Annotated in this window: 22 protein-coding genes; 15 read left to right on the top strand and 7 right to left on the bottom strand. The window is 38.5% G+C overall.

The features are described 5' to 3' along the window. Window positions 1-28 precede the first annotated feature (28 nt). A complete protein-coding gene (locus IGK01_RS09940) occupies window positions 29-202 on the top strand; it encodes a hypothetical protein (protein WP_157733684.1) in 174 nt (57 codons plus the stop codon). Window positions 203-1,020: 818 nt separating this feature from the next. Beyond that, complete coding sequence (locus IGK01_RS09935) at window positions 1,021-1,461, top strand: GNAT family N-acetyltransferase (protein WP_023520077.1); 441 nt, start codon at window positions 1,021-1,023, stop codon at window positions 1,459-1,461. A 67-nt stretch (window positions 1,462-1,528) separates the two neighbouring features. Here the strand turns inward: IGK01_RS09935 and IGK01_RS09930 are convergent, their stop codons facing one another. From IGK01_RS09930 to IGK01_RS09920, 3 genes are all read right to left on the bottom strand, one after another. Further along, entirely contained in the window at window positions 1,529-2,851 is a 1,323-nt protein-coding gene (locus tag IGK01_RS09930) for a 2-hydroxycarboxylate transporter family protein (RefSeq protein WP_010734811.1), read from the bottom strand. A 263-nt stretch (window positions 2,852-3,114) separates the two neighbouring features. Beyond that, entirely contained in the window at window positions 3,115-4,755 is a 1,641-nt protein-coding gene (locus IGK01_RS09925) for a malolactic enzyme (RefSeq protein ID WP_224434148.1), read from the bottom strand. Window positions 4,756-4,960: 205 nt separating this feature from the next. Then, a complete protein-coding gene (locus IGK01_RS09920) occupies window positions 4,961-6,355 on the bottom strand; it encodes a PLP-dependent aminotransferase family protein (RefSeq protein WP_349520007.1) in 1,395 nt (464 codons plus the stop codon). 92 nt (window positions 6,356-6,447) lie between these two features. On the opposite strand from IGK01_RS09920, the gene IGK01_RS09915 reads away from it, so the two are divergent. Further along, window positions 6,448-7,407, top strand: a complete 960-nt coding sequence (locus tag IGK01_RS09915; protein ID WP_023520072.1) for an ornithine cyclodeaminase family protein — start codon at window positions 6,448-6,450, stop codon at window positions 7,405-7,407. A 7-nt stretch (window positions 7,408-7,414) separates the two neighbouring features. Beyond that, complete coding sequence (locus tag IGK01_RS09910; RefSeq protein ID WP_137072640.1) at window positions 7,415-8,197, top strand: PhzF family phenazine biosynthesis protein; 783 nt, start codon at window positions 7,415-7,417, stop codon at window positions 8,195-8,197. A gap of 201 nt (window positions 8,198-8,398) precedes the next feature. On the opposite strand, the gene IGK01_RS09905 is transcribed toward IGK01_RS09910, so the two are convergent. Both IGK01_RS09905 and IGK01_RS09900 read right to left on the bottom strand, forming a co-directional pair. Then, a complete protein-coding gene (locus IGK01_RS09905; RefSeq protein WP_224434147.1) occupies window positions 8,399-9,502 on the bottom strand; it encodes an alpha-hydroxy-acid oxidizing protein in 1,104 nt (367 codons plus the stop codon). 239 nt (window positions 9,503-9,741) lie between these two features. Beyond that, on the bottom strand, window positions 9,742-10,509 hold the full coding sequence (locus IGK01_RS09900) for a DeoR/GlpR family DNA-binding transcription regulator (protein ID WP_023520069.1): 768 nt from the start codon (window positions 10,507-10,509) through the stop codon (window positions 9,742-9,744). Between the two features lie 171 nt (window positions 10,510-10,680). Between IGK01_RS09900 and ulaG the strand changes: the two genes are divergently transcribed. From ulaG to IGK01_RS09845, 11 genes are all read left to right on the top strand, one after another. Beyond that, window positions 10,681-11,742: an L-ascorbate 6-phosphate lactonase gene (ulaG, locus tag IGK01_RS09895; RefSeq protein ID WP_023520068.1), complete on the top strand. Its 1,062-nt coding sequence runs from the start codon at window positions 10,681-10,683 to the stop codon at window positions 11,740-11,742. Between the two features lie 170 nt (window positions 11,743-11,912). Then, entirely contained in the window at window positions 11,913-12,368 is a 456-nt protein-coding gene (locus IGK01_RS09890) for a PTS sugar transporter subunit IIA (protein ID WP_010734820.1), read from the top strand. Between the two features lie 183 nt (window positions 12,369-12,551). Then, window positions 12,552-14,042, top strand: a complete 1,491-nt coding sequence (locus IGK01_RS09885) for a PTS ascorbate transporter subunit IIC (RefSeq protein WP_375152421.1) — start codon at window positions 12,552-12,554, stop codon at window positions 14,040-14,042. A gap of 15 nt (window positions 14,043-14,057) precedes the next feature. Continuing rightward, window positions 14,058-14,369 (top strand): PTS sugar transporter subunit IIB, encoded by a 312-nt coding sequence (locus IGK01_RS09880; protein ID WP_019722445.1) that lies wholly within the window; start codon window positions 14,058-14,060, stop codon window positions 14,367-14,369. After that, a complete protein-coding gene (locus IGK01_RS09875) occupies window positions 14,370-15,011 on the top strand; it encodes a 3-keto-L-gulonate-6-phosphate decarboxylase UlaD (RefSeq protein WP_438840707.1) in 642 nt (213 codons plus the stop codon). A 1-nt stretch (window position 15,012) separates the two neighbouring features. Further along, window positions 15,013-15,864: an L-ribulose-5-phosphate 3-epimerase gene (locus IGK01_RS09870; protein WP_041684260.1), complete on the top strand. Its 852-nt coding sequence runs from the start codon at window positions 15,013-15,015 to the stop codon at window positions 15,862-15,864. A gap of 170 nt (window positions 15,865-16,034) precedes the next feature. Continuing rightward, the gene (locus IGK01_RS09865; protein ID WP_010734825.1) at window positions 16,035-17,105 is read left to right on the top strand and encodes an ABC transporter permease; all 1,071 of its coding nucleotides are present in this window, start codon (window positions 16,035-16,037) and stop codon (window positions 17,103-17,105) included. A 15-nt stretch (window positions 17,106-17,120) separates the two neighbouring features. Further along, window positions 17,121-17,789, top strand: coding sequence for an ABC transporter ATP-binding protein (locus IGK01_RS09860; protein WP_019722442.1), 669 nt, complete (start codon window positions 17,121-17,123; stop codon window positions 17,787-17,789). A 17-nt stretch (window positions 17,790-17,806) separates the two neighbouring features. Continuing rightward, window positions 17,807-18,382 carry a TetR/AcrR family transcriptional regulator gene (locus tag IGK01_RS09855; RefSeq protein ID WP_010734827.1) on the top strand — a complete coding sequence of 192 codons (576 nt, stop codon included), beginning with the start codon at window positions 17,807-17,809 and terminating at the stop codon, window positions 18,380-18,382. Between the two features lie 531 nt (window positions 18,383-18,913). Continuing rightward, window positions 18,914-21,502, top strand: coding sequence for a glycosyl hydrolase family 18 protein (locus tag IGK01_RS09850; protein ID WP_194179469.1), 2,589 nt, complete (start codon window positions 18,914-18,916; stop codon window positions 21,500-21,502). 345 nt (window positions 21,503-21,847) lie between these two features. After that, entirely contained in the window at window positions 21,848-24,130 is a 2,283-nt protein-coding gene (locus tag IGK01_RS09845) for a glycosyl hydrolase family 18 protein (protein WP_194179468.1), read from the top strand. Window positions 24,131-24,257: 127 nt separating this feature from the next. Here the strand turns inward: IGK01_RS09845 and IGK01_RS09840 are convergent, their stop codons facing one another. Both IGK01_RS09840 and rnhC read right to left on the bottom strand, forming a co-directional pair. After that, window positions 24,258-25,160, bottom strand: coding sequence for an N-acetylmuramoyl-L-alanine amidase family protein (locus IGK01_RS09840; protein WP_438840706.1), 903 nt, complete (start codon window positions 25,158-25,160; stop codon window positions 24,258-24,260). 82 nt (window positions 25,161-25,242) lie between these two features. Next, window positions 25,243-26,157 carry a ribonuclease HIII gene (gene rnhC / locus IGK01_RS09835; RefSeq protein WP_438748393.1) on the bottom strand — a complete coding sequence of 305 codons (915 nt, stop codon included), beginning with the start codon at window positions 26,155-26,157 and terminating at the stop codon, window positions 25,243-25,245. Between the last annotated feature and the right edge of the window lie 152 nt (window positions 26,158-26,309).

Genomic DNA, 26,309 nt, shown 5'->3' with positions numbered 1-26,309 from the left:
ACGTGTGAAGTAGAAAGATGGGATGATTATGGATAAAAAAAATCAAGAATTAGTAAAACTAATGAAAGCAGTATACTATAATGAATATGAGAAAAAACAAGAAAATCATGATTCTAAAGTATACTACAAAGAATTAGAATCAAGTAATGCGGTTTTTTCAAAAGATCCCGTTCACAATGTAGTTTTATGCTTGGAAGGCTAATCAGCCTTCCTTTTTGATTATTGAAAAAATATCAAGTAAAACAAGATAGCTTTTATAGCTATTATGATAGAAATGTGAATCGACATTATTGTATTCTTGCGATTTATATGACTAATTCTTCATAGATGAAAACAAGAAAATTCAATTGAGACTATTGGAGGATGAATATATTGTTAAAAGGAGAGAAATACTTCTACAAACAATCTTCTTATTGATTGGATCCATCTCCCAATGTTTTTTCTTCCATTGCATTACTATTTAAAAATTATTATTAAAAGAAACAGTTTATTCCTCAAATAACTTCTCTACCTGCTGTTTTGGATATGATATTGGCTACGTTCTCGATGATAGTACCTGATAATATACACTGTCAGTCCATAGCAATTTGTTAAATGAAATCTTTATATAAAGCCTATTCCTTTACTTTGATTCCCAAAAGAGTCATTGGAAGGATCGGTTGGTAACATATTTTATTTTGATAGATTCTTCAGTCTTTTCTACCAAAAGCACGCCACGCAATTTGAATACGTTTTTGAATACGATTAGAAAACCAATCAAGATGAATTATCATCTTTAAAATGAGTAGTTCTATTCAAAAATCATTGAAATATCAACTATCTTCAATTATCGTCAATGAACTTAACTTCATGGCTGAAGAAGAAGAATAGTATTAAAATAGTGGAGAAACCTTGAAATGACAAGGTTTCTCTTTTTTTATCATTCTTTTGATCAAGGAATTGACCATGGTTCATTTCGATAGAAAAATCCATACTATCCTTAGCATAGTATATAACCTTAGAGAAGAAAGGAAGACCAAAATGATCAGAACTGCTCGTGTGGAGGATGCAGAAACCATAAACAAGCTAAATAAGGAAGAATTAGGGTATGAGATGCCACTTTCGGAAACAACGAAGCAATTAAAATACATCTTGGCACAGCCAGAGATCTATGTCATTGATGTTTATGAGGAAGAAGGGACGAGGAAAGTATTAGGATATGTCCATGCCCAAAAGTATGCAACATTGTTAAGTCCAACGTTGTTCAATATTTTAGCATTAGCAGTTTCTTCAAAAGCGCAACATCAAGGAATTGGCAGACGATTGATGGAGAGTGTTGAGAAGCAAGGAAAAGAACGTGGCTACTTTGGTGTTCGACTAAACTCTGGCGAATATCGCAACGAGGCACATCGTTTTTATGAACGTATCGGCTATCATTCAACCAAATGGCAAAAGCAATTTCAAAAAAGATTTTCTAAATGAATGATGAAGGTCATCGCAAAAAAACTTCTCGAATAATGATCGAGAAGTTTTTTTACATTTATTCGAATTAAGAAAATAGTTGCATCAAAAATCCTGAAATGATCAAGACGATCGCTCCACCTAAACGATTGCCCATTTGAGCAAAAGCAATCAATTCCATGCGGTTTGATGCGGATAAGACGGCAACATTTCCTGTACCACCCATTGAATTGTTACATAGTCCTGCTGTAATCGTTGATTCGATCGGATAAAGTCCAAATAGACGACCAACAAATGCAGAGACAAGGGAGATGACGATGACACTTGTTAAGCAGAGTACGACGAATTGCCATGTTAAAGCAGAAGCTAAAACATTCAAATTCAATAAAGCAATCCCGATACCTGCTAAAACAGCTGCCGTTAAGTTTTTAACAATCAAGTTATTGAACATGATTGCTGCATCTTCGTAGTATTCAGGAAGAACATTGGTGATTTTACAGATGACCACAATAATGATCATGAAAGCATAAGCATGAACTTTTGGTACAAAGAAATTACAGATTTGGCCAAGAATAAAGAATGTGATCGAGACCATTAAACCAACACCTAATTGAGGGATAGAAGGTTTCACATTGCGTGGTTTGCCGTCACCTAGATCGCCTTTTTCCATCAGTTTCCCATTACCATTCAATTTTGGCATGGATTGTCCAGCACGAGCCACTAAAGCGGCTCCGATAATGGCTAGCACATTTGTCATTGCAGTTGCAGGGATCAAACGTGAAATAATAGCAGAAGCATCTGTTCCTAAGACGTTTGCATAAATAGTTGATAGTGGAACAGCGCCAGCACCTACACCACCAGCCATGGCAGGTAAAGAGATGTATAATACGGAATTAGCGAAGCCATTCCCAATCAACATTCCCACAAGTCCAACTGCAAAAAATGAAACAACCATAGAAATAAGTGCAACAGGGATAAAACGAACGGAAGCCTTCATCAATAATTTTCGGTTCATTCCTAGAATACTTCCGGTAATCAAAGCAGCGATATAAAAGTCTAAAAAGCCCATATTATTGACAAAGTTTTCAGTTGATTTCACGACATAATCAGGTAAAATACCAAAGGTTGCGATAGCTGCGGAAGCGAAGATCGCAAAAACAGAACCACCACCTAAATAACTTTTGACGATTGGGATTTTTGTCCCAATAAAATGGAATAGATTCCCAAAAATGACGAGCACGGCGATAGGACCGATCATATTTGTTGGTAATTTACCTAATGCCATCGCAACGATCAAAACGAGAACCATGATCAAATAGATAGGTAAACTGACCCCACTGATTTTTGTTTCCCAAAAACCTTCTTTGTTTGTCTTAACGACTGTAGAAGTCGTTTGTTCTTGATGTAACATTCTTACAGATCCTTTCCTTGATTAACGTAAGAGGAGTTCCCTATGAGTTGGAAAATAATCTAAAGCTATTCCTCAACTGGCTCCAGTATTTCTTGGCAAAAAACACCCCTTGGATCAATTCGTTGAAAAATAGTTGGTTTTCCTATTTCTCGGTGAACGAATGATCCAAGGCTTCGATGTTTACCATGCGTATTTTTTACTTTAAGTCTCGTTTTGCTCAGAACTGTTTAGTAACGAATTATTGTGAAAGAGACTAGCGTGAATTAAGCTTCTAAATCTTGATATTCAGGCACCCATTTAGCTGCTTCGACAGCTGCTTTGATGTCAGTGATTTCTTCACGGTTCAATTGTTGATTCACGACTGATTGAGCGACTGTTTCAGCAATCGTTTGTGAGAATTCAGTGATTCTTGCAACTGGTGGTAAAATAGCTGCCCCTGGTTTTGTGACATCAACGATACCACCTAATGCACGACTTGCTTGTGAGATGATCTCAGCGTTGACACGAGTAGCTGTTGAAGCAATCAAACCAAGTCCTAAACCTGGATACATCAATGCGTTGTTTGCTTGTCCGATTTGATAAGTCACGCCATTGTATTCCACATCATCCGCAGGGATACCTGTTCCGACTAATGCTTTTCCATCTGTCCATTCAATCAAATCTTTTGCTTTTGCTTCTGCTAATTTTGTTGGGTTAGACAAAGGCATGATGATTGGTCGTGGTGTATGGCTAGCCATTTCTTTGACGATTTCTTCTGTGAATGCCCCTGGTTGAGTAGATGTACCAATCATGATCGTTGGGTGAATTGCTTTGACAACAGCTTCTAAATTAGTCAATTCTTCACTATTGGTAAATTCTGAACGTTTACGTGCAAAAGGAATTTGTCCAGGTGTCAATCCTTCAGTATCTTCGAATAATAGTCCTTGTTTATCCACTTGATAGAAGTGTTTACGTGCTTCTTCTTCTGGTACACCTTGACGGATCATTTCATCTAATAAGATATTCGCAATGCCGACTCCAGCTGTTCCAGCTCCGAATGTTAGGATCGTTTGATCTTTCAAGGATTCACCAGAAATATTCAATCCGCCGAGTACACCAGCTAGTACGACGATCCCTGTTCCTTGGATGTCATCATTGAATGTCGTGATTTTGTCTTCATATTTTTCTAAGATCGTTGCGGCATTGCCACGACCAAAGTCTTCCCAGTGTAACAATAATTCAGGGAATAGTTCTGTAGCAGATGAAACGAATTGGTCGATGAATTCATAGTAAGAATCACCTTCGACACGCGCATGTTTGTTTCCTAGATATAACGGATTATTCAATAACTCTTCATTGTTTGTACCAGCATCGATCGATACAGGTAATACTTGCGCTGGATTGATACCAGCAGCTGCTGTATAAACCATTAGTTTTCCAATTGCGATGTCAACACCATTAACTCCCCAGTCACCCATTCCAAGGATACCTTCTGCATCTGTAACAACGATCAAACGAATATCACGACCAGCTGCGGCATTTTTCAAACTTTCTTTGATCAATTCTGGTTCATCGATCGAAAGAAATGCAGCATCTTGTGGTTTTAAGAAAATTTCATTGTATTGTTCGATTGCATCTGCAACTACTGGATCATATACTACCGGCATAAATTCTACTAAATGTTGTCCCATCAATTTATAGAAAAGTGTGCGGTTTGTATTGAATAAGTTCATTAAGAAAATACGTTTTTCTAAATCAGTTTGTTTGCTTAGGTATTGGCCATATGCTTGCACAGATTGTTGTTCTAATGTTTGGACTGTGCTAGGAAGCATTCCGGCAATCCCGTATTTTTTACGTTCTTCTTTTGTAAAAGCAGTTCCTTTATTTAAAAATGGATTATTTAATAAGTTTAACCCTGTTAGCATGAATGATTCCTCCTAAGTTTTAATACATACGAAGTATAGGATTCGCTCAAGGCTATAGTCAAAATAGGTAGTTATGATAAATTTTATTTATATGACAATAGAAAAAAGAGGAGCCTATGATTAAAAATAGGCTCCTCCTCGATGGGGATTCGAGCAGTTAAAAACAAAAAGAATGAGTTGGATCATTTTGATTTTATATGATAAGTCATCGTTGAAAGTACACGATTTCTTTCTTGACGATTTCAAGTCCTTTCGTTAATACTTCCAAAGGATTAGAGGATAAAGCAATTCGAATAAAAGGATCATGTTGCGGTTGTGTCGTAAAACGATGTGAATGATAGACACGAATCCCTTTATTTAAAAAAGCTTGTTCGATCGTTTTCGGAGACAGATCATTTCGAACAGGGAGATTTCGATAAAAAGGAAGTGGATTGGTCGGTCGAGGCAAGTTGAAAAGTGTATCGAATCGTTCATTTGCTTGTTTTGTATAGCTGGATTTTGTTTCGAGTATGTCCTGTGCGGTTTCTGAACATAGGATTTGCGTGACAATCTCAGCATCTAAACTTGAGGTTTTGACATTGATATTGAAAATCGCCTGTTGGATGTTTTGTTTGTACTTATCGGGAAATACTAGAAAGGCAACACGCATGCCTGCACAGATAAACTTGGTCATTCCGGCAAGATAAATGGTTTGTTCAGGAAGTAACTGCTGGAATGAGGGAATGGGTGTTTTTTGATTATAGGTAGTCAAAAAAGAATGGATGTCGTCTTCGATCACGATCAATTGTTGCTTTGTAATGACTTCTTTTAGCTGTTGCCTCCGTTTTGCAGATAGTTGAAACCCAATAGGATTGTTACATGAAGGCATCAGAAAAATACCGTGGATTGCTTTTTTCCGACATTCTTGTTCAAGTAATTCTGGAAGCATACCCTCCGCATCAAAATCAATCGGCACGATTTCCATATGGTAAAGGTGAGCAAGCTCAATGAAATTCGAATAAGTATAGCGATCGACTGCCAAACGATCTCCTGGAGAAAACAAAGCAGCTAGCGTGATCGCCAAGCCGTTTTGGACACCTGAAACAATAGCAATCTGTTCCCTTGAAGCATAGACACCTTGTGTTCCCAACCATTTTTTGGCAATCGTCAATTGATAGGTTGTCCCTAATGGTTCACGGTAGCTAAGAAGTCCGTTAGTCGCATGATTTTGTGAAACAGCTTGAATAAAAGGAGTGATCATTTCGTTGCATTCATCAAATGAACTGACTAACCCAAAATCAATGACATGATCAGGTACTTGATCAGAAGAAATAGTGATGGAGGTAAACGCATTTGGGGAAACAAATGTCCCACTCCCGATACTTGTATAGAGTAACCCTTTTTCTAGACCCAACTTATAAGCTTGACCAACTGTTGTGAAATTGATGTCTAAAAAATCAGCTAGTTCTCTTTGGGAAGGTAACCTTGTATTTTTTTGTAATTTATTTGATAAGATATCAGCTTCTAGCTGCGTGATAAGTGATTGGTAGATTGGGCGATGTAACTTTTTTTTATCTGGACGCCAAGTCAGTGGATAATTCTCATAAGAGTTGATCGACATACTCGTTCCTTCTTTCAAAAATTGTATTCCATACAATTATATCATTGAATGTATTGTTTTCGGGCGCTAGGATAGAAAAAAGGAGGGGAAATATGCAAATCATCGATAGTCATAAAGTAATCACCCATTTTAGTTTTACAGAAGCAATCAACGTAATGGAACAGTGTTTTAAAGATTTTCAAGTCGGAAAGATTTCTCAAGAGAATCGAATGGTCCAACAATTACCAGATGGCGAGAAACAAAATGTATTTGCGATGATGCCCGCTTATTTGGGAAGAAACCGGTACTTTGGTTCAAAAATCATCACGGCTTTTCCAAGCAATCACAAACAAAAGCTACCATCACATTTGGGTGAAATCATGCTCTTCGATTCAAAAAACGGGCAACCCGTCGCAATGATCGATGCGAATGCCGTGACTTGGATACGAACAGCAGCAGTTTCAGCATTAGCCACAGATTATCTAGCAAAGCCATCAGCAGATACACTCACATTGATCGGAACTGGACAACAAGCAGTTTCACATCTAGCCGCAATTACCTGTGTCCGAAAGATTCACCGTGTATATGTCTATGATTTAGATGAAACACGACGAAAACAATTTATCCTAGAACAGCAAACTAATTATCCAAAACTGCGTTTTATTGATTGCTCGACATTGGCTGAAGCGACTATAGAAGCAGATATTGTCTGTACTTTAACACCTAGTAAACATGCTTTTTTATCAAAAAAAGAGGTTAAACCAGGCACGCATATCAATGCAATCGGTACATTTACACCAGAGATTCGTGAATTAACGAGTGATTTGATGGCATCTGGACAATTGTATGTAGATGATTACCAAGCGGTCAAAAGGGAAAGTGGCGACTATTTGATTCCCTTGTCAGAAGGGAAAATTGATCAGACAAACATCCTCGGTTCTCTAGGTGAATTAGTCACCCATCAGAAAACAGGGCGTACAGACGAACAAGCGATCACGATCTTTGATGCGGTTGGCTTAGCAGTGGAAGATTTATGTTGTGCCGAATATATTTATCAAAAAGTAAAGGAGTAGTTTATAAATGAATTTACCCTATTATGTAGTTGACGCCTTCACCAATGAAGTGTTTAAAGGAAATCCTGCTGCGGTCTTTGTGTTAGATGAATGGCTACCTGATGATACCATGCAAAAAATCGCCATCGAAAATAACCTATCCGAAACAGCCTTTACCGTTAGAAAAGAGAAAGGTTATGAATTACGTTGGTTTACCCCTGATCGTGAAATCGACTTATGTGGTCATGCGACCTTGGCAACCGCATTTGTATTGTTCCACTTCTATGGTATCAGTGAATCCATGATTTCATTTTCAACGCAAAGTGGGAACCTAGTTGTCACAAAAAAAGAGCAAAAATATGCGATGGATTTTCCAAGTATTTTACCGCAACCAATTGCTATATTACCAGCATACGAACAAGCAATCGGCACAAGAATAAAAGAGGCTTATCTGGCAAGGGACTTATTTTTTGTATTAGAAGACGAAGAGACAGTGGCAAAGCTGACGCCTGATTATACTGCAATGAGGGAATTAGAAGAAGGCGTCGGCGTGATTGTCACAGCCAAAGGAAAGAAAGAAGATTTTGTTTCTAGGACCTTTTTCCCAAAACTAACGATCAATGAAGATCCAGTGTGTGGCTCGGCTCATGCGAATTTGATTCCTTACTGGGCACAAAAGCTTGGAAAGGACGACTTGGTTGCTCAACAACTTTCTGCCAGAGGTGGGTTCTTGACTTGCAAGTGGTTAAGTGAACGCGTGATGATCAGTGGCGAAGCAACTTTGTTTGCAAAAGGTGAAGCGTACATTTAGAAAATCCATCCAAACAGGTAGGATACAGAGTGCAATAAATAGCATACAGCTCTGAAAAATAAGCAAGAAGACCCGAAATTTATTCAAATTTTTGGGTCTTCTTGCTTATTTTTAAAAGCTTTTTTGATGTTCGTTTATTTGGATTCAAAAGTGCGAAATAATTATGGAAACTGCGCTTGTTTTATTTGAGATTTTCTCAATTTAGAAGAAACGATTTTCCCGTAATGTCACATTTTTGATATCTTCGATGGTTTGCGTCCCAGCTAATTGCATGACCATTTCTAATTCTTTTTTGAAGAAGTCGAATACTTGTTGGATGCCTGTACTTCCACCGAGAGCTAAACCGTAAATGGCAGGACGACCGATCGCGACTAGATCGGCACCAGAAGCAATGGCTTTAAAGACATGCTGACCACGACGAACACCACTATCAAAGACGATAGGGACACGTTTGTCGACGGCTTCTGCTACATATTTCAAAGAATCAAAGGCTGCTGGCCCACCATCTAATTGACGACCGCCATGATTCGATACCCAGATGCCATTTGCCCCCGCATCTAATGAACGATAAACATCGTCTTCTGATTGCACACCTTTTACATAAACGGGTAAGTCAGAATGAGCGGCAATAAATTCCACATCTTTTGGACTTAACTTTTGTTTGGAGGATTTATAAACTGCGTCCATCGTTTGTCCGACCCCTGATTGATAGGCTTGAACGATCGGCATTGGCAATGGAAAAGTGAAGCCATTGCGAAGGTCTGTTTCTCGATTCCCACCAACGGTTGCATCAGCTGTCAAAACGATTGCTTTTGCGCCATTACGTTTGGCCATCTCTAGAATATCTAAATTGATCCCATTATCTTTACTCATGTAAAACTGGAACCATTGTGGTGCATCTGGACCACCGGCCTCACGGATTTCTTCTAATGTACAGGAAGCGTAAGAACTCGCCGTATAAATCGTATGAAAATCGGCAACTCCTTTAGCTGAAGCTTTTTCTGCATGTGTATGAGCTAAACCATGAGCTGCAATAGGCGCCATGATGATTGGCGCAGTTAATGTTTCTTGGTCAAAGTAAGTCGTTGTATCTGGAATTTCCACGTCTTTTAAAACATGAGGAATAATCAATTGATGATTGAATGATTGCACGTTTTCTTGATACGTAAAGAGATCTCCAGCACCACTACTGATATAGCCGTATCCGCCAGTAGGAATCACTTGAGCTGCCGCCATTTCTAAGTCTTCTGTATTAATAAAATTGATTTGACCTTCTTGTGAGCCAGCTTGATAAATCATTTCCATAAAACAAACCTTCTTTCGTAGTATCGATCAATAAATAATATTGAATTTGTCAGCGTTTACATTTTTATACTACGCCTTGTTTTTAAAACAGGCAAATAATCTGTTTTATTTTATTTAACTGAACGGAGAGTTACCGCTATGCAAGAGTATAGTCACGCTTTGAATACTCGACTAAAAGAAGAAAATCGAATCATAGCTGTTTTTTATCTGTTAGCAACTTTGATGAAATTTACTTTCTTTTATAAACTTACTCGAATAACAGTGACACCTAATTGTTCGATTTTTTTGGCAAGTTTAGGTGAACAATGCTGATCGGTGATCAAATAATCAAAGGCAGAAATATCGGCAATCTTAAACTGTGAAGTCCGGCCAATCTTACGATGGTCTGCAACAAGAATACGACATTTGATACTCTTTTTGATCATCCATTCGTTGATTTTAGATTCGTTTAAAATTTTTGTCGTCACACCATTCTCTAAATCTACTCCGCTACATCCAATAATACAGACATCTGCATTCATATCTGCTAATGTGCGAGCGGCAATATCTCCTACCAAGACTTCTTTCGGTACGCGTAATTCGCCACCAGTGAGTATATACGTATAATTTCCTTGTCTGACACAAGAAACGACCTTTAAATTATTCGTTACGACGGTGACGTGATTCGATTCTAAATAATCGAGTGTAGCTAAGGCAGTGGAACTTGAATTGATAAATACGGTGGCATAGTCTCCAATATATTGACTAGCACAACGAGCAATTTGATGTTTGATCCACGTTGGTCCTGAAAGATCGAAATTTGTTTGATTGTCATAGTTGAAGAGGCAATAGCCATATTCACGAATAATCTCATTTTTTTCTTCTAATAATCTAAGGTCTCGACGAATAGTGCTGAGTGATACGTGAAGCTTTTCAGACAGTTCAATCGTGGTCATTTTTGTGTACCTTTGTAATAGATCAAGAATTTCATTACGTCTTTTTTTAATCGTCAACAGAGAATTTTTCATTGTTATCCTTCCTTTTCAATCAATTTGTTTCTCTATATGACTAATTATAGCTAAACGAGCATAAAAAAATGGAAACGATCACATAAAGTAATAACAGTCATATAAAGCTATTCCAATCACTTTGATAGCGCTTTATCATTTATATATACCTAATAAAGAGGAGGATGGCACATGAATATAACAGAAGTAACAAAGGAAAGTTGGTTACGTTCGACTTTTCCAGAATGGGGAACCTATCTGAACGAAGAAATCGAAATGGAACAAGTAAAAGAAAAAAGCGTATCTATATGGTGGCTAGGATGTACAGGTATATGGCTGAAGTCACATGAAGGTACAAATATCCTTTGTGACTTATGGTGTGGGACAGGAAAACGAACACACGGGAATGGACAGATGAAAAAAGGCCACCAGATGATGCGTATGAGCGGTACAGAAAAGATGCAACCAAATTTACGAACGCAACCTTTTGTGATCGATCCATTTGCGATCAAAAATGTGGATGCATTAGTGGTGACACATATCCATTCCGATCATCTGGATATTCACACTGCCGCAGCTGTTCATCAAAATTGTCCGGAGGCACTATTTATTGGCCCCAAAGCAGTAGTGGAAACATGGCTCTCTTGGGGGATACCAAAAAAAAAGACCCAAGTAGTCAAACCCGGCGATATCGCTTTGATCAATGAAGTAGAGATCGTTGCGCTGGAAGCCTTTGATCGGACGGCATTGATCACACATGATGATCCTAATGTGCAATTAAAAGATCAGTTGCCACAAGAAATGGATACGATCGCTGTCAATTATCTTTTCAAAACATCAGGAGGGAACATCTATCACGCAGGGGATTCGCATTATTCCAACCTTTTTGCCAAACATGGCAATGAACATCAAATCGATGTTTGTCTAGGTGCATATGGTGAAAATCCGCGTGGCATCACTGATAAGATGACCGCCAGTGATTTGTTGAGAATGGCAGAATCGTTAAGAGCTCAAGTCGTGATCCCAGTCCATTATGATATTTGGTCCAATTTTATGGCTGATCCTAGCGAGATCACTCAATTATGGCGCATGAAAAAAGATCGATTGGCTTATCAGTTTTCCCCTTATATTTGGCAAGTGGGTGGGAAGTATACGTACCCAGATAATAGAAAAGACTTGGCATTCAATTTCGATCGTGGCTTCCATGATGTCTTCACCCAAGAAAATGATACGCCGTTTCCATCATTTTTGTAGGAGCCCAAGAGATATATGACAATAAATCAGCTGAGCTGAGAATTTTTTAACAAAAGCAAGAGCGAGGAGGGAGAACGTATCAAAGCAAGTGAACGTAAGACAAAGTCATCTCTTGATAAGAATGCGCTATTGTCAAACAACGGGTTGACTGCTTGATACTGTTTGTAAATATGTTGAGATATTTCTATGAGAATGACTTAGTCAATTATGTAGAAACTACGATAAATGATTGGCGAGTAGCAATCGAGGAGAGCAGTCGTCACTTATTAGAAAAAAGAATCATTGATCATGTATATGTAGAAGAAATGATCCGCAATGTCGAAGAACATGGGGCATATATCCTGATCGCCCCGCACGTTGCGATGCCTCATGCCATGCAAGGTGGCTCCCATGTTTTCGATACGACGATTTCATTTACCAAAATGAACGCACCAGTTCCTTTTGAGGAAGGGTCAAAGTCTGCCAGCCTTTTCTTCACCTTAGCAGCTAAAGAGCCAAAGCAACACTTAGAAAATATTCAATCATTATCAGAATTACTGATGCAAGATGGGTTGATCGAAGAATTACTAGCGACAGAAACAATCGAAGATTATCAAATGGTCATGGAGAAATACGAGCCACTATAAGGTAGAGGTAGTCTTTTGCTTGCTAGGTATGGCCAGTGAGGACCATTCGGTACAAAGCAAATAGACATAAAAGATAAATTATCAACTAAAAAATACGAGGCAAGGGAGGGAGTCCGTTTACATGAAAACCATGATATCTCGCATCGTTTGAGGAGTTGTTCTGGTTTTTGGTAACGGAAAAATATGGGAGCTATCTTGATGGAGATATGGACGTATTTTGCGACAAATATTTTAACGCAGCCGGCTTATTTGATCGGTTCGATCGTTTTATTAGGGTATATACTTCTTGGCCGACCATTATACGAATGTATAGCTGGATTTTTGAAAGCCACTGTAGGTTATCTGATTTTAGTTGTTGGTTCAGGTGGATTAGTAAACAATTTCCGACCGATCTTAGTTGGTTTAAAGGATCGTTTTGATCTTGAGGCGATGGTGACTGATCCCTATTTTGGTCAAAATGCTGTAGATGCAGGATTGATGGATACTTTTGGACGAACGTTCAGTGATGTGATGATTTTATTATTGATTGCATTTATATTGAATATCCTGTTAGTTCGTTTCCAAAAATATACGAAGTTGCGAGCTGTTTTTACGACAGGAAATGTCCAGATCCAGCAAGCAGCTACAGCTTTTTGGATCTTACTTTTCTGTTTTCCTGAATTAGGAAGAGTAGAAGTATTAGTATTTATGGGGATCATTTTAGGGTGTTACTGGGCAGTTGCTTCTAATTTAACTGTTGGTGTGACACAAGAATTGACAGACGGAGCTGGTTTTGCGATTGCGCACCAACAGATGTTTGGGGTGTACCTATTTTCTACCTTAGCGAAGTGGTGGCAAAAGAGTAGTCGTAAAAAAAATGGGAATAGAAAAGCCGATAAAAAGCTTGAAGATATGGAGCTTCCGGGTTTCTTATCCATTTTCAACGAAAACATGGTGGCGACTTCTTTATTGATGCTGTTCTTCTTTGGCATCATCTTATTAGTATTAGGACAGGAGTACTTGATTGAGGCAGAATTTATGGTGGCAGGACAAAGTTTTCTATTCTACGTACTGACCACTTCTTTGAACTTTGCTGTGTATTTAGCCATTTTACAGCTTGGTGTCCGGACCTTTGTGGATGAGTTGACACAATCTTTCCAAGGAATCTCAAATACTATTTTACCAGGAGCTGTGCCAGGGATCGATGTGGCTGCAACTTTTGGCTTTGGATCACCAAATGCAGTCACGATCGGGTTTTTATTTGGTGCATTAGGACAATTCTTGATGATCATCTTATTGATCGTCTTCCGATCACCAACGATCGTGATCGCTGGATTTATCCCACTATTTTTTGATAATGCGGTCATCGCTGTGTTCTCTAATAATCGGGGTGGGTTCAAGGCAGCATGTTTGTTCCCTTTCTTATCTGGGCTGATCCAAGTCGGTGGTTCTGCACTCTTTGCGACATGGATCGGGTTATCTAGTTACGGAGGGTACATTGGTATGTTTGATTGGGCGACTGCTTGGCCAGTCTTTACTGTTTTGATGAAATTTTTTGGTTATGCAGGTGTTGCACTAGTGGTCGTCGGTTTGTTGCTAATTCCGCAACTACAATATCGAAAAAATCCAGAAGGATATTTTTTGATTGTGGAGGATTATCAAAAATATAAAGAAAAGTTTGGAGACAGTAATTAATAGGAGGGAAAGTAAATGAGAATTTTAGTTTCGTGTGCCAATGGTTCTGGTACAAGTTTAATGATGATGCGTAGTGTAGAAAAGGCAATGAGAGAATTAAATATTACAGTGAGTAAAATCCATCATTGCCCGATCTCTGAAGGTAAAAGTTCGGCAAGTCAATATGATGTCGTCTTTACGCCACTCAATTTTATGCCGATGTTCATGCAAGCAATTGAGCGAGGTGTGACGGTCGTGGGGATCAAAAATGTGATGTCACCTACTGAGATCTGTGAGAAATTCAAAGAAACAACAATGTACAAAGAATTGAAATCAAAGGAGAATTAGATGAAACGACCAAAATTACAAATTGCACTGGATCATAACACGTTAGCGTCTGCATTGGCAGATGTGAAAAAAATTGGAGAAATCGTCGATGTGATTGAAGTAGGCACCATTCTTTGTCTTCAAGAAGGAAGCAAACCAATCGAATGTATGAGAAAAATGTTTCCAGAAAAAACGATCGTTGCGGATACAAAATGTGCCGACGCAGGAGAAACTGTGGCTGGTAATGTAGCGCAGGCTGGGGCAGATTTCATGACAGTGATCTGCTGTGCCTCTCTAGCTACCATGCAAGCCGCACAAAAGAAAGTCAAAGCACTTCAAGTAGAACTATACGGAGAATGGACGATGGAACAAGCAAAAAAATGGCGAGAAATTGGGATTTCTCAGGTCGTCTATCATCAAAGTAGGGATGCCTTGTTAGCTGGAGAAGTTTGGGGAGAAAAGGATCTGAATCTCGTCCAACAATTGATCGATTTAGGTTTTCAAGTCTCAGTAACTGGTGGGCTGTCAATTTCAACGTTAGCCTTTTTCCAAGGGATGCCGATCTTTCATTTTATTGTCGGTCGAGGATTGACGGCGTGTGCAGATCCTATCATACAAGCCCAAGCATTCCAAAAGGAGATCAAGCGACTGTGGGGAGAATGAGATGATGAGAATCGGACTTTATGAAAAGGCACTGCCTAGCGGATGGTCGTGGCAAGAGCGGTTAGATGCAGTAAAAGAATTGGGGTTTGATTTTCTGGAAATATCGATTGACGAAAGCGAGGAACGATTGGCTCGTTTAGATTGGACGAATGAACAAATCGCTGAGTTAAAAGAAGCGATAGCGGTTTCAGGGATTGCTATCCATTCGCTTTGTTTAAGTGGGCATCGCCGTTTTCCATTCGGCTCAGTAGATGTCAAAAAACAAGAAAAAGCCTTATCTATGATGAAAAAGGCGATACAGCTTGCGTATCGGTTAGGTATCAGGATCATACAAGTGGCGGGATACGATGTATACTATGAAAAAAAATCAATAGAGACAAGAGAAGCGTTTATCAGAGGATTGCGTGCCAGTATCAAAGAGGCAGCACAGTTTGGGATAATCTTGTCGATTGAAGTCATGGATGACCCATTTATGAATTCCATTCGTAAATTCATAGAGATAAAAAAACAACTCCCTTCTCCTTATTTACAAGTGTATCCTGACTTAGGAAATCTATCAGCGTGGCCAGAAAATAATGTGGCGATTGAACTTGAACAAGGCATCGAATATATTACTTCGATCCACCTAAAAGATACGCAACCAGTAACAGTTAGTAGTAAGGGTAAGTTCAGAGACGTTCCGTTTGGTCAAGGTTGTGTGGATTTTTCTGGCTTATTTAAAACATTGAAACGTGTAAATTACGAAGGGCCATTCTTGATTGAAATGTGGAGTGGTCAGGATAAGGATTATGAAAGTCAGATCTTACAAGCGAAAGAATATCTATTGCCAAAGCTAAAAGAATCGGGATTTTAACCTCAATTTTTTGATGAAACTTAGAAATAAACGACTGACATATTCCTTATTGAATATGATCAACTCAATTGTTTTTTCTTTTATTGATTATTCTGAGCAGATTATTCCTCTAAAAATTTATCAAGTGATAAGATATATTTATCAGTTGATAAATTTTTAGGGGGAATTTTATGTTTTTAGCATTAAATGAAATCATTCATTCAAAATTACGCTATGCCTTAGTGACAGGCGTCATGTTTCTAATTGCGTACCTTGTCTTTTTTTTGACAGGATTAGCCTATGGGTTGGCACAAGACAATCGAACTGCTGTAGATAAATGGGAGGCAGATACCATTGTTTTATCAAAAGACGCCAATACAAACTTAGGGATGTCGATGATCACGAAAAAGATGGCAGAAGAAGTGAAAGGTGATCAAGTCGCTTATTTAGCTCAAACACCTGGAGTAGTCACGAGTCCAGATCGTCCAGATGCTGATAAAGTCAATGTTAGTTTTTTTGGAATCGATCAAAACCAATTCATCATGCCGAATATCGTGGAAGGAGAAGAATTCCAGTCAAATGATGAAGCAGTCGGTGATATTAGTTTAAAAGAAGAATATGGCTTAGACATTGGAGATACGATCAAATTATCAGGAAGCGACAAGACATTTAAATTGACTGGATTTACTGAGAATGCCAAATTCAATGTCTCTCCTGTCGTCTATACAACGATCAATGCGTACCAAGAGATACGATTTGAGAAACAAGATGCAACTGATAATGCTCGTATCAATGCAGTGGTCGTGCGAGGAGATGTGGATAGCTTACCGGATGATCTAGAGAAAATCAGTATTTCGACATTTATCAATGAACTACCAGGGTACAATGCACAAGTATTGACGTTTGGTTTCATGATCGGCTTTTTGATTGTGATTGCAGCAATCGTGATCGGCATTTTCATTTATGTATTGACCATGCAAAAAATCAATATTTTTGGTGTACTTAAAGCCCAAGGCGTTACTGGTGGATTTATTGCACGTTCAGTAGTTGCACAAACGTTCTTACTTTCATTTTTCGGTGTCGCTCTTGGATTGTTTGGAACGTTCGTTACCTCACTTGTTCTACCAGATGCTGTACCATTCCAAAGTAACTGGTTGTTTTTCGGCGTGATTAGTGTAATGATGTTGATCGTTGCTATTTTAGGGGCACTTTTCTCTGTTAGAACGATCGTAAAAATTGATCCATTAAAAGCAATCGGATAGAAAGGAGAATGGGAAATGAAAGCAATTGAATTTATAGATGTTGAAAAAAGTTTTAAAGATGGTGATCAAACCATCCAAGCATTGAAAAAAACAAATGTCAGTGTCGATAAAGGGGAGTTTGTCGCAATCATTGGACCATCTGGTTCTGGAAAGAGTACCTTCTTAACGATTGCAGGCGGTTTACAGACACCAAATAAAGGAACCGTCAAGATCAATGGAGAAGATTTCAGTGAACAACCGGAGAAAAAACGAGTAAAATTACGGTTTAAGGAAATCGGATTTATTCTTCAAGCTTCCAATCTAGTTCCATTTTTGACCGTCAAAAAACAATTAGTACTGGTCGATAAGATCAAGCATGAAAATCGACAAGAGGAGGCAAAAGAACTATTCCAACAACTTGGGGTGGATAAACTCCTTAATAAGTATCCAGAAGATCTTTCGGGTGGTGAACGACAAAGAGTGGCAATTGCTCGAGCGCTATATAACGATCCTTCGATTATTTTGGCAGATGAGCCAACAGCTAGTTTGGATTCAGAAAAAGCAGTAGAAGTTGTAGATATTTTAGCAAAAGAATCCAAGGAAAAAAATAAAGCAATCATAATGGTCACTCATGATACCCGACTTATTGACAGATGTGATAAAGTATTTATGATAGAAGATGGTGTCTTTCGAGAAAAAAAATAAGTCAGAGGGTGTAAAAGTTGGTCCATCGATACAATAAGGATACACAAGAGAAAATTTTAAAAGAAGCCAATCGTTTGTTTATGTCAAAAGGTTATCAAGGAACTTCAACACGTGAGATTGCTAAAAATGCTGGAATCACGCAACCAAATCTTTATCATTACTTTAGCGATAAAGAAAAGTTATATTGTGCAGTCTTAGAAGAGCATTTGAGTACTGTAGGTACAGACTTAAGAGCAATCTTAGAAGAGAACAAACTTGATTTTAAACAATCTTTGACTAAAATGACGAAGTATCTGATCGATACCCATCTTTTAGACCTATTTATGATGCACCATGATTTAAAATCAAACCTTTCTGCCGAGACACGAAATCATCTTTTTACCTTGTGGAAAAAAAGTTATCGTGAACCATTTGAAGTGATTTTTTCGACAAATCAATCTTTGATGCGCGCTCATGTTACGACAGAAATTGCTGCAAAGCACTTTTTTCTTCTGTTAGCACCATATATCACCGAATCTTCTAATTCACTTGAAAACCCATTTAGTGTGGAACGACTGATCGATTTATACCTTCATGGTGTCGTAGCTGATTAAATGCGGTGGGGACAGAAGTGTCCAGCTCCGAGAAATAAGCCGAGAAACCCAAAAATTGTTTTTCAAATTTTTGGTTTCTCGGCTTTTTATGAAGGAGTTACTTCTGGAACTTCGTTTATTTGATTTTTAAGATTAGAAACAAAAATCAATTTAATTTCTTGTCCTCTACGCCTTTTTGTTATTATATTTTCTCAAATTGTTATTTTTTAATTAAAATAATGAGGGATATTTAATTTTTCTAGCAATTGAGAAAAAGAGGTGAAAAGCAAGTGATATAAAGATTTTTAATAATAACGATTATAAAACAGGTAAATAACCAAGGTGATTTAATTTGTTTTTTAAATAATTTTAGGAGAACGGTTGAAAAAGCCATTTTCAGGTGATAATATTCTGTTAGCAACAAAAGTTTCACTGAGTTTAACTCACTATTTTAGAGAAATAGAGGGGGGATGAATAACATATTTTCGTGTTTATTTTGTTACATAATTGTTTTTTGAAAAGTGAATAGTGTAAAAAGGGGAGAATTTAAAAATGAAAAGTATTAAAAAAATTGGGTTGGCAGCGATGTTATTTTCTTCTGTTGTCTCAACGGCGCTTCCGACAATTGGGGAATTGTCTATCGTCAATGCAGAAGAAATCCAACAAACAGAACAACAAGCAACTTATAGAAACGTAATGTATTATGGTGACTGGTCGATTTGGGGCGGCGAAGGTAACTTTTATCCAAAAGATATCCCAGCAGATCAATTGACTCACTTGAATTTTGCCTTTTTAGATTTTGATAGTAATGGCGAACTAGTCTTTACTGATGCAGACGCAGCGACAGGCGCACCTGTAGGATTACCGGGCGTACAATGGAACTCTGCTAGTTCTGGTATCTTAAATGCGATTCAAGATTTACGTGGAAAAAATCCAAACATGAAAATTGGTGTTTCATTAGGTGGTTGGTCTAAATCAGGAGATTTCTCTGAAGTAGCAGCAAACCCTACGAAACGTAAGAACCTTGTAGATAATGTAGCAAAATTTATTAAATATACAAATATGGACTTTGTCGATGTTGACTGGGAATTCCCGGCAGATGTACGTCAACCAGATCTAGTGGATAACGTAAATGACGAAGGAACACCAAATGCAAAACCTGAAGATAAAGAAAATTACATAAAATTATTAGATGAAATTCGCGAAACAATTGATAAACAAGGCGAAGAATTAGGAAAAACATATGAACTATCTGTTGCATTGCCAGCAGCTCAAGGTAAATTAGATTCAGGTATCGACGTGAAACGACTATTTGATGTTGTCGATTTCGCAAACATCATGACTTATGACTTAACTGGTGCATGGTCAGATACAAGTGGTCACCATTCAGCACTTTACGGGAATCCAGCTGATCCTAATTATGATGAAGGCTTCTCAGTAGATCAAACAGTAGAATACCTACGTGAGAAAGGTGCGGCTTCAGAAAAAATCGTTATTGGAGCAGCATTCTATACTCGTGGATGGAACGAAGTGGCAAAAGGGGATAATGAAGAGGCACCGGGATTATTCCAAAAAGCAGAATTATCAAGTCAAGATGCCGATCAAACACCAAGTTATGGAGCGAAAAACAAAAATCCATTAAAAGTAGGTGACGGTGGACGTGCCAGTGGTGTATGGCCATATCGAGATATTGAAACGTTACTTGGTAATACATCTGGATTGAAAGAGTATTGGGATGACGTAGCGAAAGCACCATTTATGTACAGCGAAACAACTGGTGAATTCTTTACTTACGAAAATGAAAAATCAGTGACTTATAAAGCTGAATATGTAAAAGAAAACCAACTTGGTGGAATCATTTCATGGCAACAATCACAAGACAAAGAAACAACTGGAACAAAACGTGATGAGTTGACCAATGCAATCAAAGAAGGATTGTTAGGTAGTGAGAAACTTCCAGAGTTTGAAATCAAGAGCACACCATTGAATGTGGATGTTGAGATCTCAACTTATACACAATATGGCGTTAGTGGTTACGACGTAAAAATTACCAACAATGAAAAAATGGAAGAAACTTCTTCTGTATTGAAATTAGTTGAATTTTCACAAGAAACAATCAAATTACCTAAATTAGTGATTCCAATGGCGACAAATGAAAAGCTTGGCGCTGGTGATTACAAAGCAGGTACTGTAACAAATGTTGATGGCGCTGCAATCGTTGATTTGTCTTCTGTATATGATGGCAAAGAAATCGCACCAGGTGCATCTTATGAGTTCAGATTGAGTTCAAATGCTGCTGAAGCAGATGTCGCTGTTGACAATATCGACTCAATCACATTAAGCCAAAGAATTGGTAACGAAGGTATTGAAATCAATAAACAAGTGATCTTTGGTGAAGGTTCAACGACTGAACCAGGAACACCGGATACAGAAGCACCTTCAGTACCAACAGAACTAACAGCTTCAACAATCGGTGAAACAAACGTTTCTCTATCATGGACAAAATCAACTGACGACAAAGGGGTCGCAGGATACTACGTTTTCCGTGATGGCAAACAAGTGGGTCAATCAGCAACAACTTCATTTACTGACGCTGGTTTAACTGCAGATACAGAATATTCATATACAGTAAAAGCATTTGACCGTGCCGGAAATGTTTCAGAAGACAGTAAAGCATTAGTTGTTAAAACGTTAGAAAAAGCACCAGTAGATACAGAAGCACCTTCAATTCCATTAGACTTGAAAGCTTCAACGATCGGTGAGAAAAATGTATCATTGTCTTGGACTCGTTCAACTGACAATGTTGCAGTAGCAGGATACTATGTTTTCCGTGATGGCAAACAAGTGGGTCAATCAGCAACAACTTCATTTGCTGATGCTGGGTTAACAGCGAATACGGAATACTCATATACAGTAAAAGCGTTTGATGCAGCAGGAAATGTTTCAGAAGAAAGCAAAGCATTAGTTGTCACAACTTTAGAAGAAACAACTCCGCCAGCTGAAGGCGAATGGGATGCGAACAAAGTCTATGATTTAGGTGATGTAGTAACTCATAAAGGAAATACTTATCGTGCGAAATGGTGGACACAAGGTGATGAGCCAGGAACTGAACAATGGGGTCCATGGGAACTAATTGGTTAATTTAAATAAAAAAAGAACAGGGCAGATTGCCTTGTTCTTTTTTTATAATGTTATTCTGTCATTGTTATTTATCTTATTTACTCGAATTCACTGAAAAAAACATGTTAGTTAAAAAATAAACAAAATAATATGGTTTAAAAATAACTTGAAACACGACGATTGTAATCGGTTGCAATTAGTTGCGTTAAAAATAAATAAATGTTAAATTCATATTTGTAAGATTTTTACAATTAAAATTTATCTGATTTCTAATTTTTAAGGAGTTATAAAATAACTTTTAACCTGTGATTTGGGCGCGTTTGTTTTTTCGTAAAAAAACTGAGAAAAAAAGTAGATGAGATTGATATGAAAAGAATTAAGAGTATTAGTTTAGTTGCTTTGTTATTTTCTTCGATTGTTGCAATGACTTTACCAGCATTTAATGAGTCGCCAGAGGTTCATGCTGAAGAGGTGCGAGAAACTCAGGTCGCACCTTATCGCAATGTCATGTACTATGGCGATTGGTCGATTTGGGGTGGAGAAGGAAATTTCTATCCTAAAGATATTCCAGCTGATCAAATCACTCATTTGAATTTTGCCTTTTTAGATTTTGATAGTAATGGCGATTTAGAATTTACAGATACGGATGCTGCTGTTGGTGCGCCTGTAGGACAAACAGGGGTTCAATGGAATTCAGCAAGTTCGGGTATATTGAATGCGATCCAAGATCTACGTGGGAAAAATCCTAATATGAAAATTGGTGTCTCTTTGGGCGGCTGGTCTAAATCAGGTGATTTTTCTGAAGTAGCGGCTGATCCAGTGAAACGACAAAATCTAGTGGAGAACGTTACCCGCTTCATCAAATATACGAATATGGATTTTGTTGATGTCGATTGGGAGTATCCTGCAGATGTTCGACAACCTGACTTGGTAGACAATGTTAACGATGAAGGAACGCCAAATGCAGTACCTGAAGACAAAGAAAATTACATCATTTTACTAAATGAGATTCGTGAATCGATTGATGAACAAGGCGAAGAACTAGGCAAAACTTATGAATTATCAGTTGCGCTGCCTGCATCTCAAAGTAAATTATCTTCAGGGATAGACATTGATGGTTTATTTGAAGTTGTTGATTTTGCAAATATCATGACCTATGATATGAACGGTGGTTGGGGTGACCGCAGTGGACATCATACAGCACTTTATGGGAATCCTGCTGATCCTAATTATGACCAAGGACTTTCGGTAGATCAAACGGTTCAGTTTTTAAGGGATGAAGGTGCGCCAGCTGAAAAAATCGTGATTGGGGCAGCTTTTTATACTCGTGGTTGGCATGAAGTGGCAGAAGGCAATGATCCATTACTGCCGGGATTGTTCCAAACGGCTGAACAGAGTAATCGAAATGCTGACCTAACGGCAACATACGGTGCAAAAAATAAAAGTCCATTAGTCGTTGGGGATGGTGGTAGAGCCGGAGGTGTCTGGCCATATCGAAATATTCCAGATTTGATCAGTGCAACGAGTGGATTGACTGAGTACTGGGATGATGTAGCGAAGGCTCCTTATATGTACAGTACAGAAACAGGCGAGTTTTTCAGTTTCGATAATGAACGTTCAATCGGTTACAAAACCCAGTATGTGCAAGAAGAAGAACTGGGTGGTGTGATTTCTTGGATGCAATCACAAGACAAAGAAACGACAAGTACAAAACGTGATGAATTGACGAATGCGATCAAAGAAGGATTATTTGGGAATACGCCATTACCACAGCACGAGATCGTTAGCACACCGTTAGATATCTCTGTAGATATTACGCCTTATACAGAGAATAATGTAAGCGGGTACGAAATCACTTTGACAAATAATGAAACATTGACAGAAACGTCTACTGTACTAAGCGCTGTGGAAGCTGCCCAGAAAACAGTCAAATTGCCTAAACTTATGCTGGAGTTGAATAGTAATGAAACGTTAACTTCTGGTAACTTCAAGGCAGGGGATGTGACTACCACGAACGGCATGGTAACTGTTGATCTAGCCACCGTTTATGATGGCAGAGAACTTGCTCCAGGAGCTTCTTATGATTTCCGTTTACAATCTGATACGTCACAGGTTTCGGTTGATCATATTGACACGATCACTTTAAGTCAACGAATTGGGACTGACGGTATTGAAATCAATCACCAAGTGATCTTTGGTGTAGAAGCGCCAGACCCATCAGATGTTGAGGCACCGTCAATTCCAACAAATGTGGCAGCAACCACGATCAATGCGACAGAAGTGACGTTGAACTGGACGGCTTCAACCGATAATCAGCGAGTAGCAGGTTACTTTGTTTACCGTGATGGTCAATTAGTAGGGCAACCAAGAACGCCATCATTTACAGATACGGGATTAGCACCTGATACACAGTATACGTATACTGTAAAAGCATTCGATGCCTCAAACAATGTTTCGGCAGCTAGTCAACCAGTGATCGTTCGAACCTTGGAAGACAGTGTGCCTGGATATGCGGCATGGGATGCCTCAACAGTCTATCTTATGGGTGATAGAGTCACTCATTTAGGAAATGCGTATCGGGCGAAATGGTGGACACAAGGCGATGAACCTGGTACTCAACAATGGGGACCATGGGAATTGATCAATTAGATCGTTTTAATATAAACAGATTCAGCGGTGACCATGTACTGACAACTGGTTGCTGATGAAATGGAAGAACCTTGTTGGTCTTGATGAAACATCAATACCTAACGAGGTTCTTGCGTTTAGAAAAAAATTACTGATTGAAATAAGTGAGTAGCGCTTGTGTGATCGATTGCGCCAACTGTTGTTGATAGTTAACAGTAGTCAATGTAGCTAAATCTTCGTCATTGTTCATATAGCCCATTTCGATCAAGAGGGATGGCTGAAGGTTTTCTCTTAACACCTGATAGTTCCCTGTAGCAGTTCCACGAGATGTAATGAGCAGATCCGCCAGTTCATCAGAAACAGTTTCCGCTAGACGTTGCTCACTATTGTAATAATAATAAGTGGTTGTACCAGCTGCTTCATTGGCTGATTCAGTCGAATCAGCATGTAAGCTGATAAAAAGGTCAGCTGATTTTTCTTCGCTAAATGCACAAATGTCATCTAATGAAATGTAGTCATCTGTTTCATGTGTCAAATAAACCGTTGCGCCAGCGGCTTCTAAACTCGTTTGTAACTGTTTTGCAACAGCGAGTGTCACTGTCTTTTCTTCTATATGTCCATCTATGCTAAGCGCGCCTGTATCGTCGCCTCCGTGTCCAGGATCTAGTACGATCACCGCTTCTGATAGGTCACTCGGTAGCTCTTGTGTCGAGCGAGTCAGTGATGAGCCATCCGTAAGTGATAAATAGCCAGTTTCACCATCATTCGTGGTAATTTTGTAGGCGTTGTCTGTAGTTGAAAGAAGCGTGGCCAGTTCACCAGCATTGACGGAAATTAGCGGTTCACTTAATGACGAGTCTGCATACAATGTAGCATCTTCTTTTCCGATTTTTATGAGGGCCTCTGAAGAAGAATCAGTTGATTGTATGATGCTAGAGACACTATTGCTTGTCTGTTGTCTCGCATCTGTTTCTTGATTGCTAAGACCAAATTTGAAAAGAGCAATGATCCCGATCAGACATATAAAAATAATAATTCGCATTTTTTTCATCGTTTTCACCTCTTGAACATGAGGATAAACAACAAAACTTAAATCGAACTTAAAGAAAAGCGGAACAAGCTAAAACGGATAGTTAGTTGACTATTTTTTTGGCTTTTTCTGTGTTCGCAAAATGCAATTTTGCATAGTTTGCTAACAAGGCTTCGCCACCTTTTTTTAAAATCGTTGCAGCGACTTGGTCGGATTTTGTACCTGCACCAGAAGGAAGCGTGAGACCAAGTTCAGCAGATTCTTTGTCCAACTCTTCTAAAAAGCTTGCGCGACTAATGATCGAAGCGGCAGCAACAGCTAAATGATATTGTTCACCTTTTGTCACAAAGTAGAGTTTTTCGGTGAGTTGATTTTTTTCTAAACGAGCGTATTTTTTAAAGTTGGCTTCCGGTGTGAACTGGTCGATCAAAATAGCATCCGGCTTGACTGGTGCTATTTTTTGTAACAATAAATGGATAGCTTGATTGTGTAAAGCGACCTTCATTCTCACTGCATTATACATAGGTTGGATCTCATTGTATTTTTTTGGTGGCAGAACCAGTAATTGATATGGGATCGTTTCCTTTAATACTTTGGCTAATTGAATGATTTGTCCATCTTTTAATTCTTTTGAATCTTTGACGCCTAACGTGCGTAATTCTTTCAATTGTATTTGATCGACATAGGCAGCACAAACAGTCAGTGGGCCAAAGTAACTACCGTTGCCGACTTCGTCACTCCCTAAAACAGATAGTGTTTGTAGATCTTTGGGTAAGGAAGAAGAATTAGTTTGTGTCGATTTTTTTGCTGTAAGTGGGTTTCCCCATTTCGCTGCTTCTTGTTCAGCGCCGGTACCTTGAAACATCACTTTTCCAGAAGTATAGGCAGTGATCGTTGTGCCATTTTTTTTAGCGGAAAAATGCGTATATGGAATCGGCTTTTGTACTAAAAATGGGCGATATGCCTCTTTCATCATGTTCAATTGATTTGTTGTTACCTTTAAGATAATGTTACTCATGTTTTCCTCCTATTGCGATCCAGTCGTAAGAAAAGTTGTATTTGACTAGATCTAGCTGATTTGAAATCAATGCACACATAGCATTTTTGCAAAGTTTATCATATAATAGTAAAGTATTTATAATGAAGTTTTTCGTGTACGGTTAATTGCTT

This window comes from Enterococcus sp. AZ080 (assembly GCF_051714945.1).
In the GTDB taxonomy this organism is placed as follows: Bacteria; Bacillota; Bacilli; order Lactobacillales; family Enterococcaceae; genus Enterococcus_B; species Enterococcus_B pernyi.
Note: the sequence above shows the minus strand (reverse complement) of the source record. Positions and strands in the feature narration are given on the sequence as shown.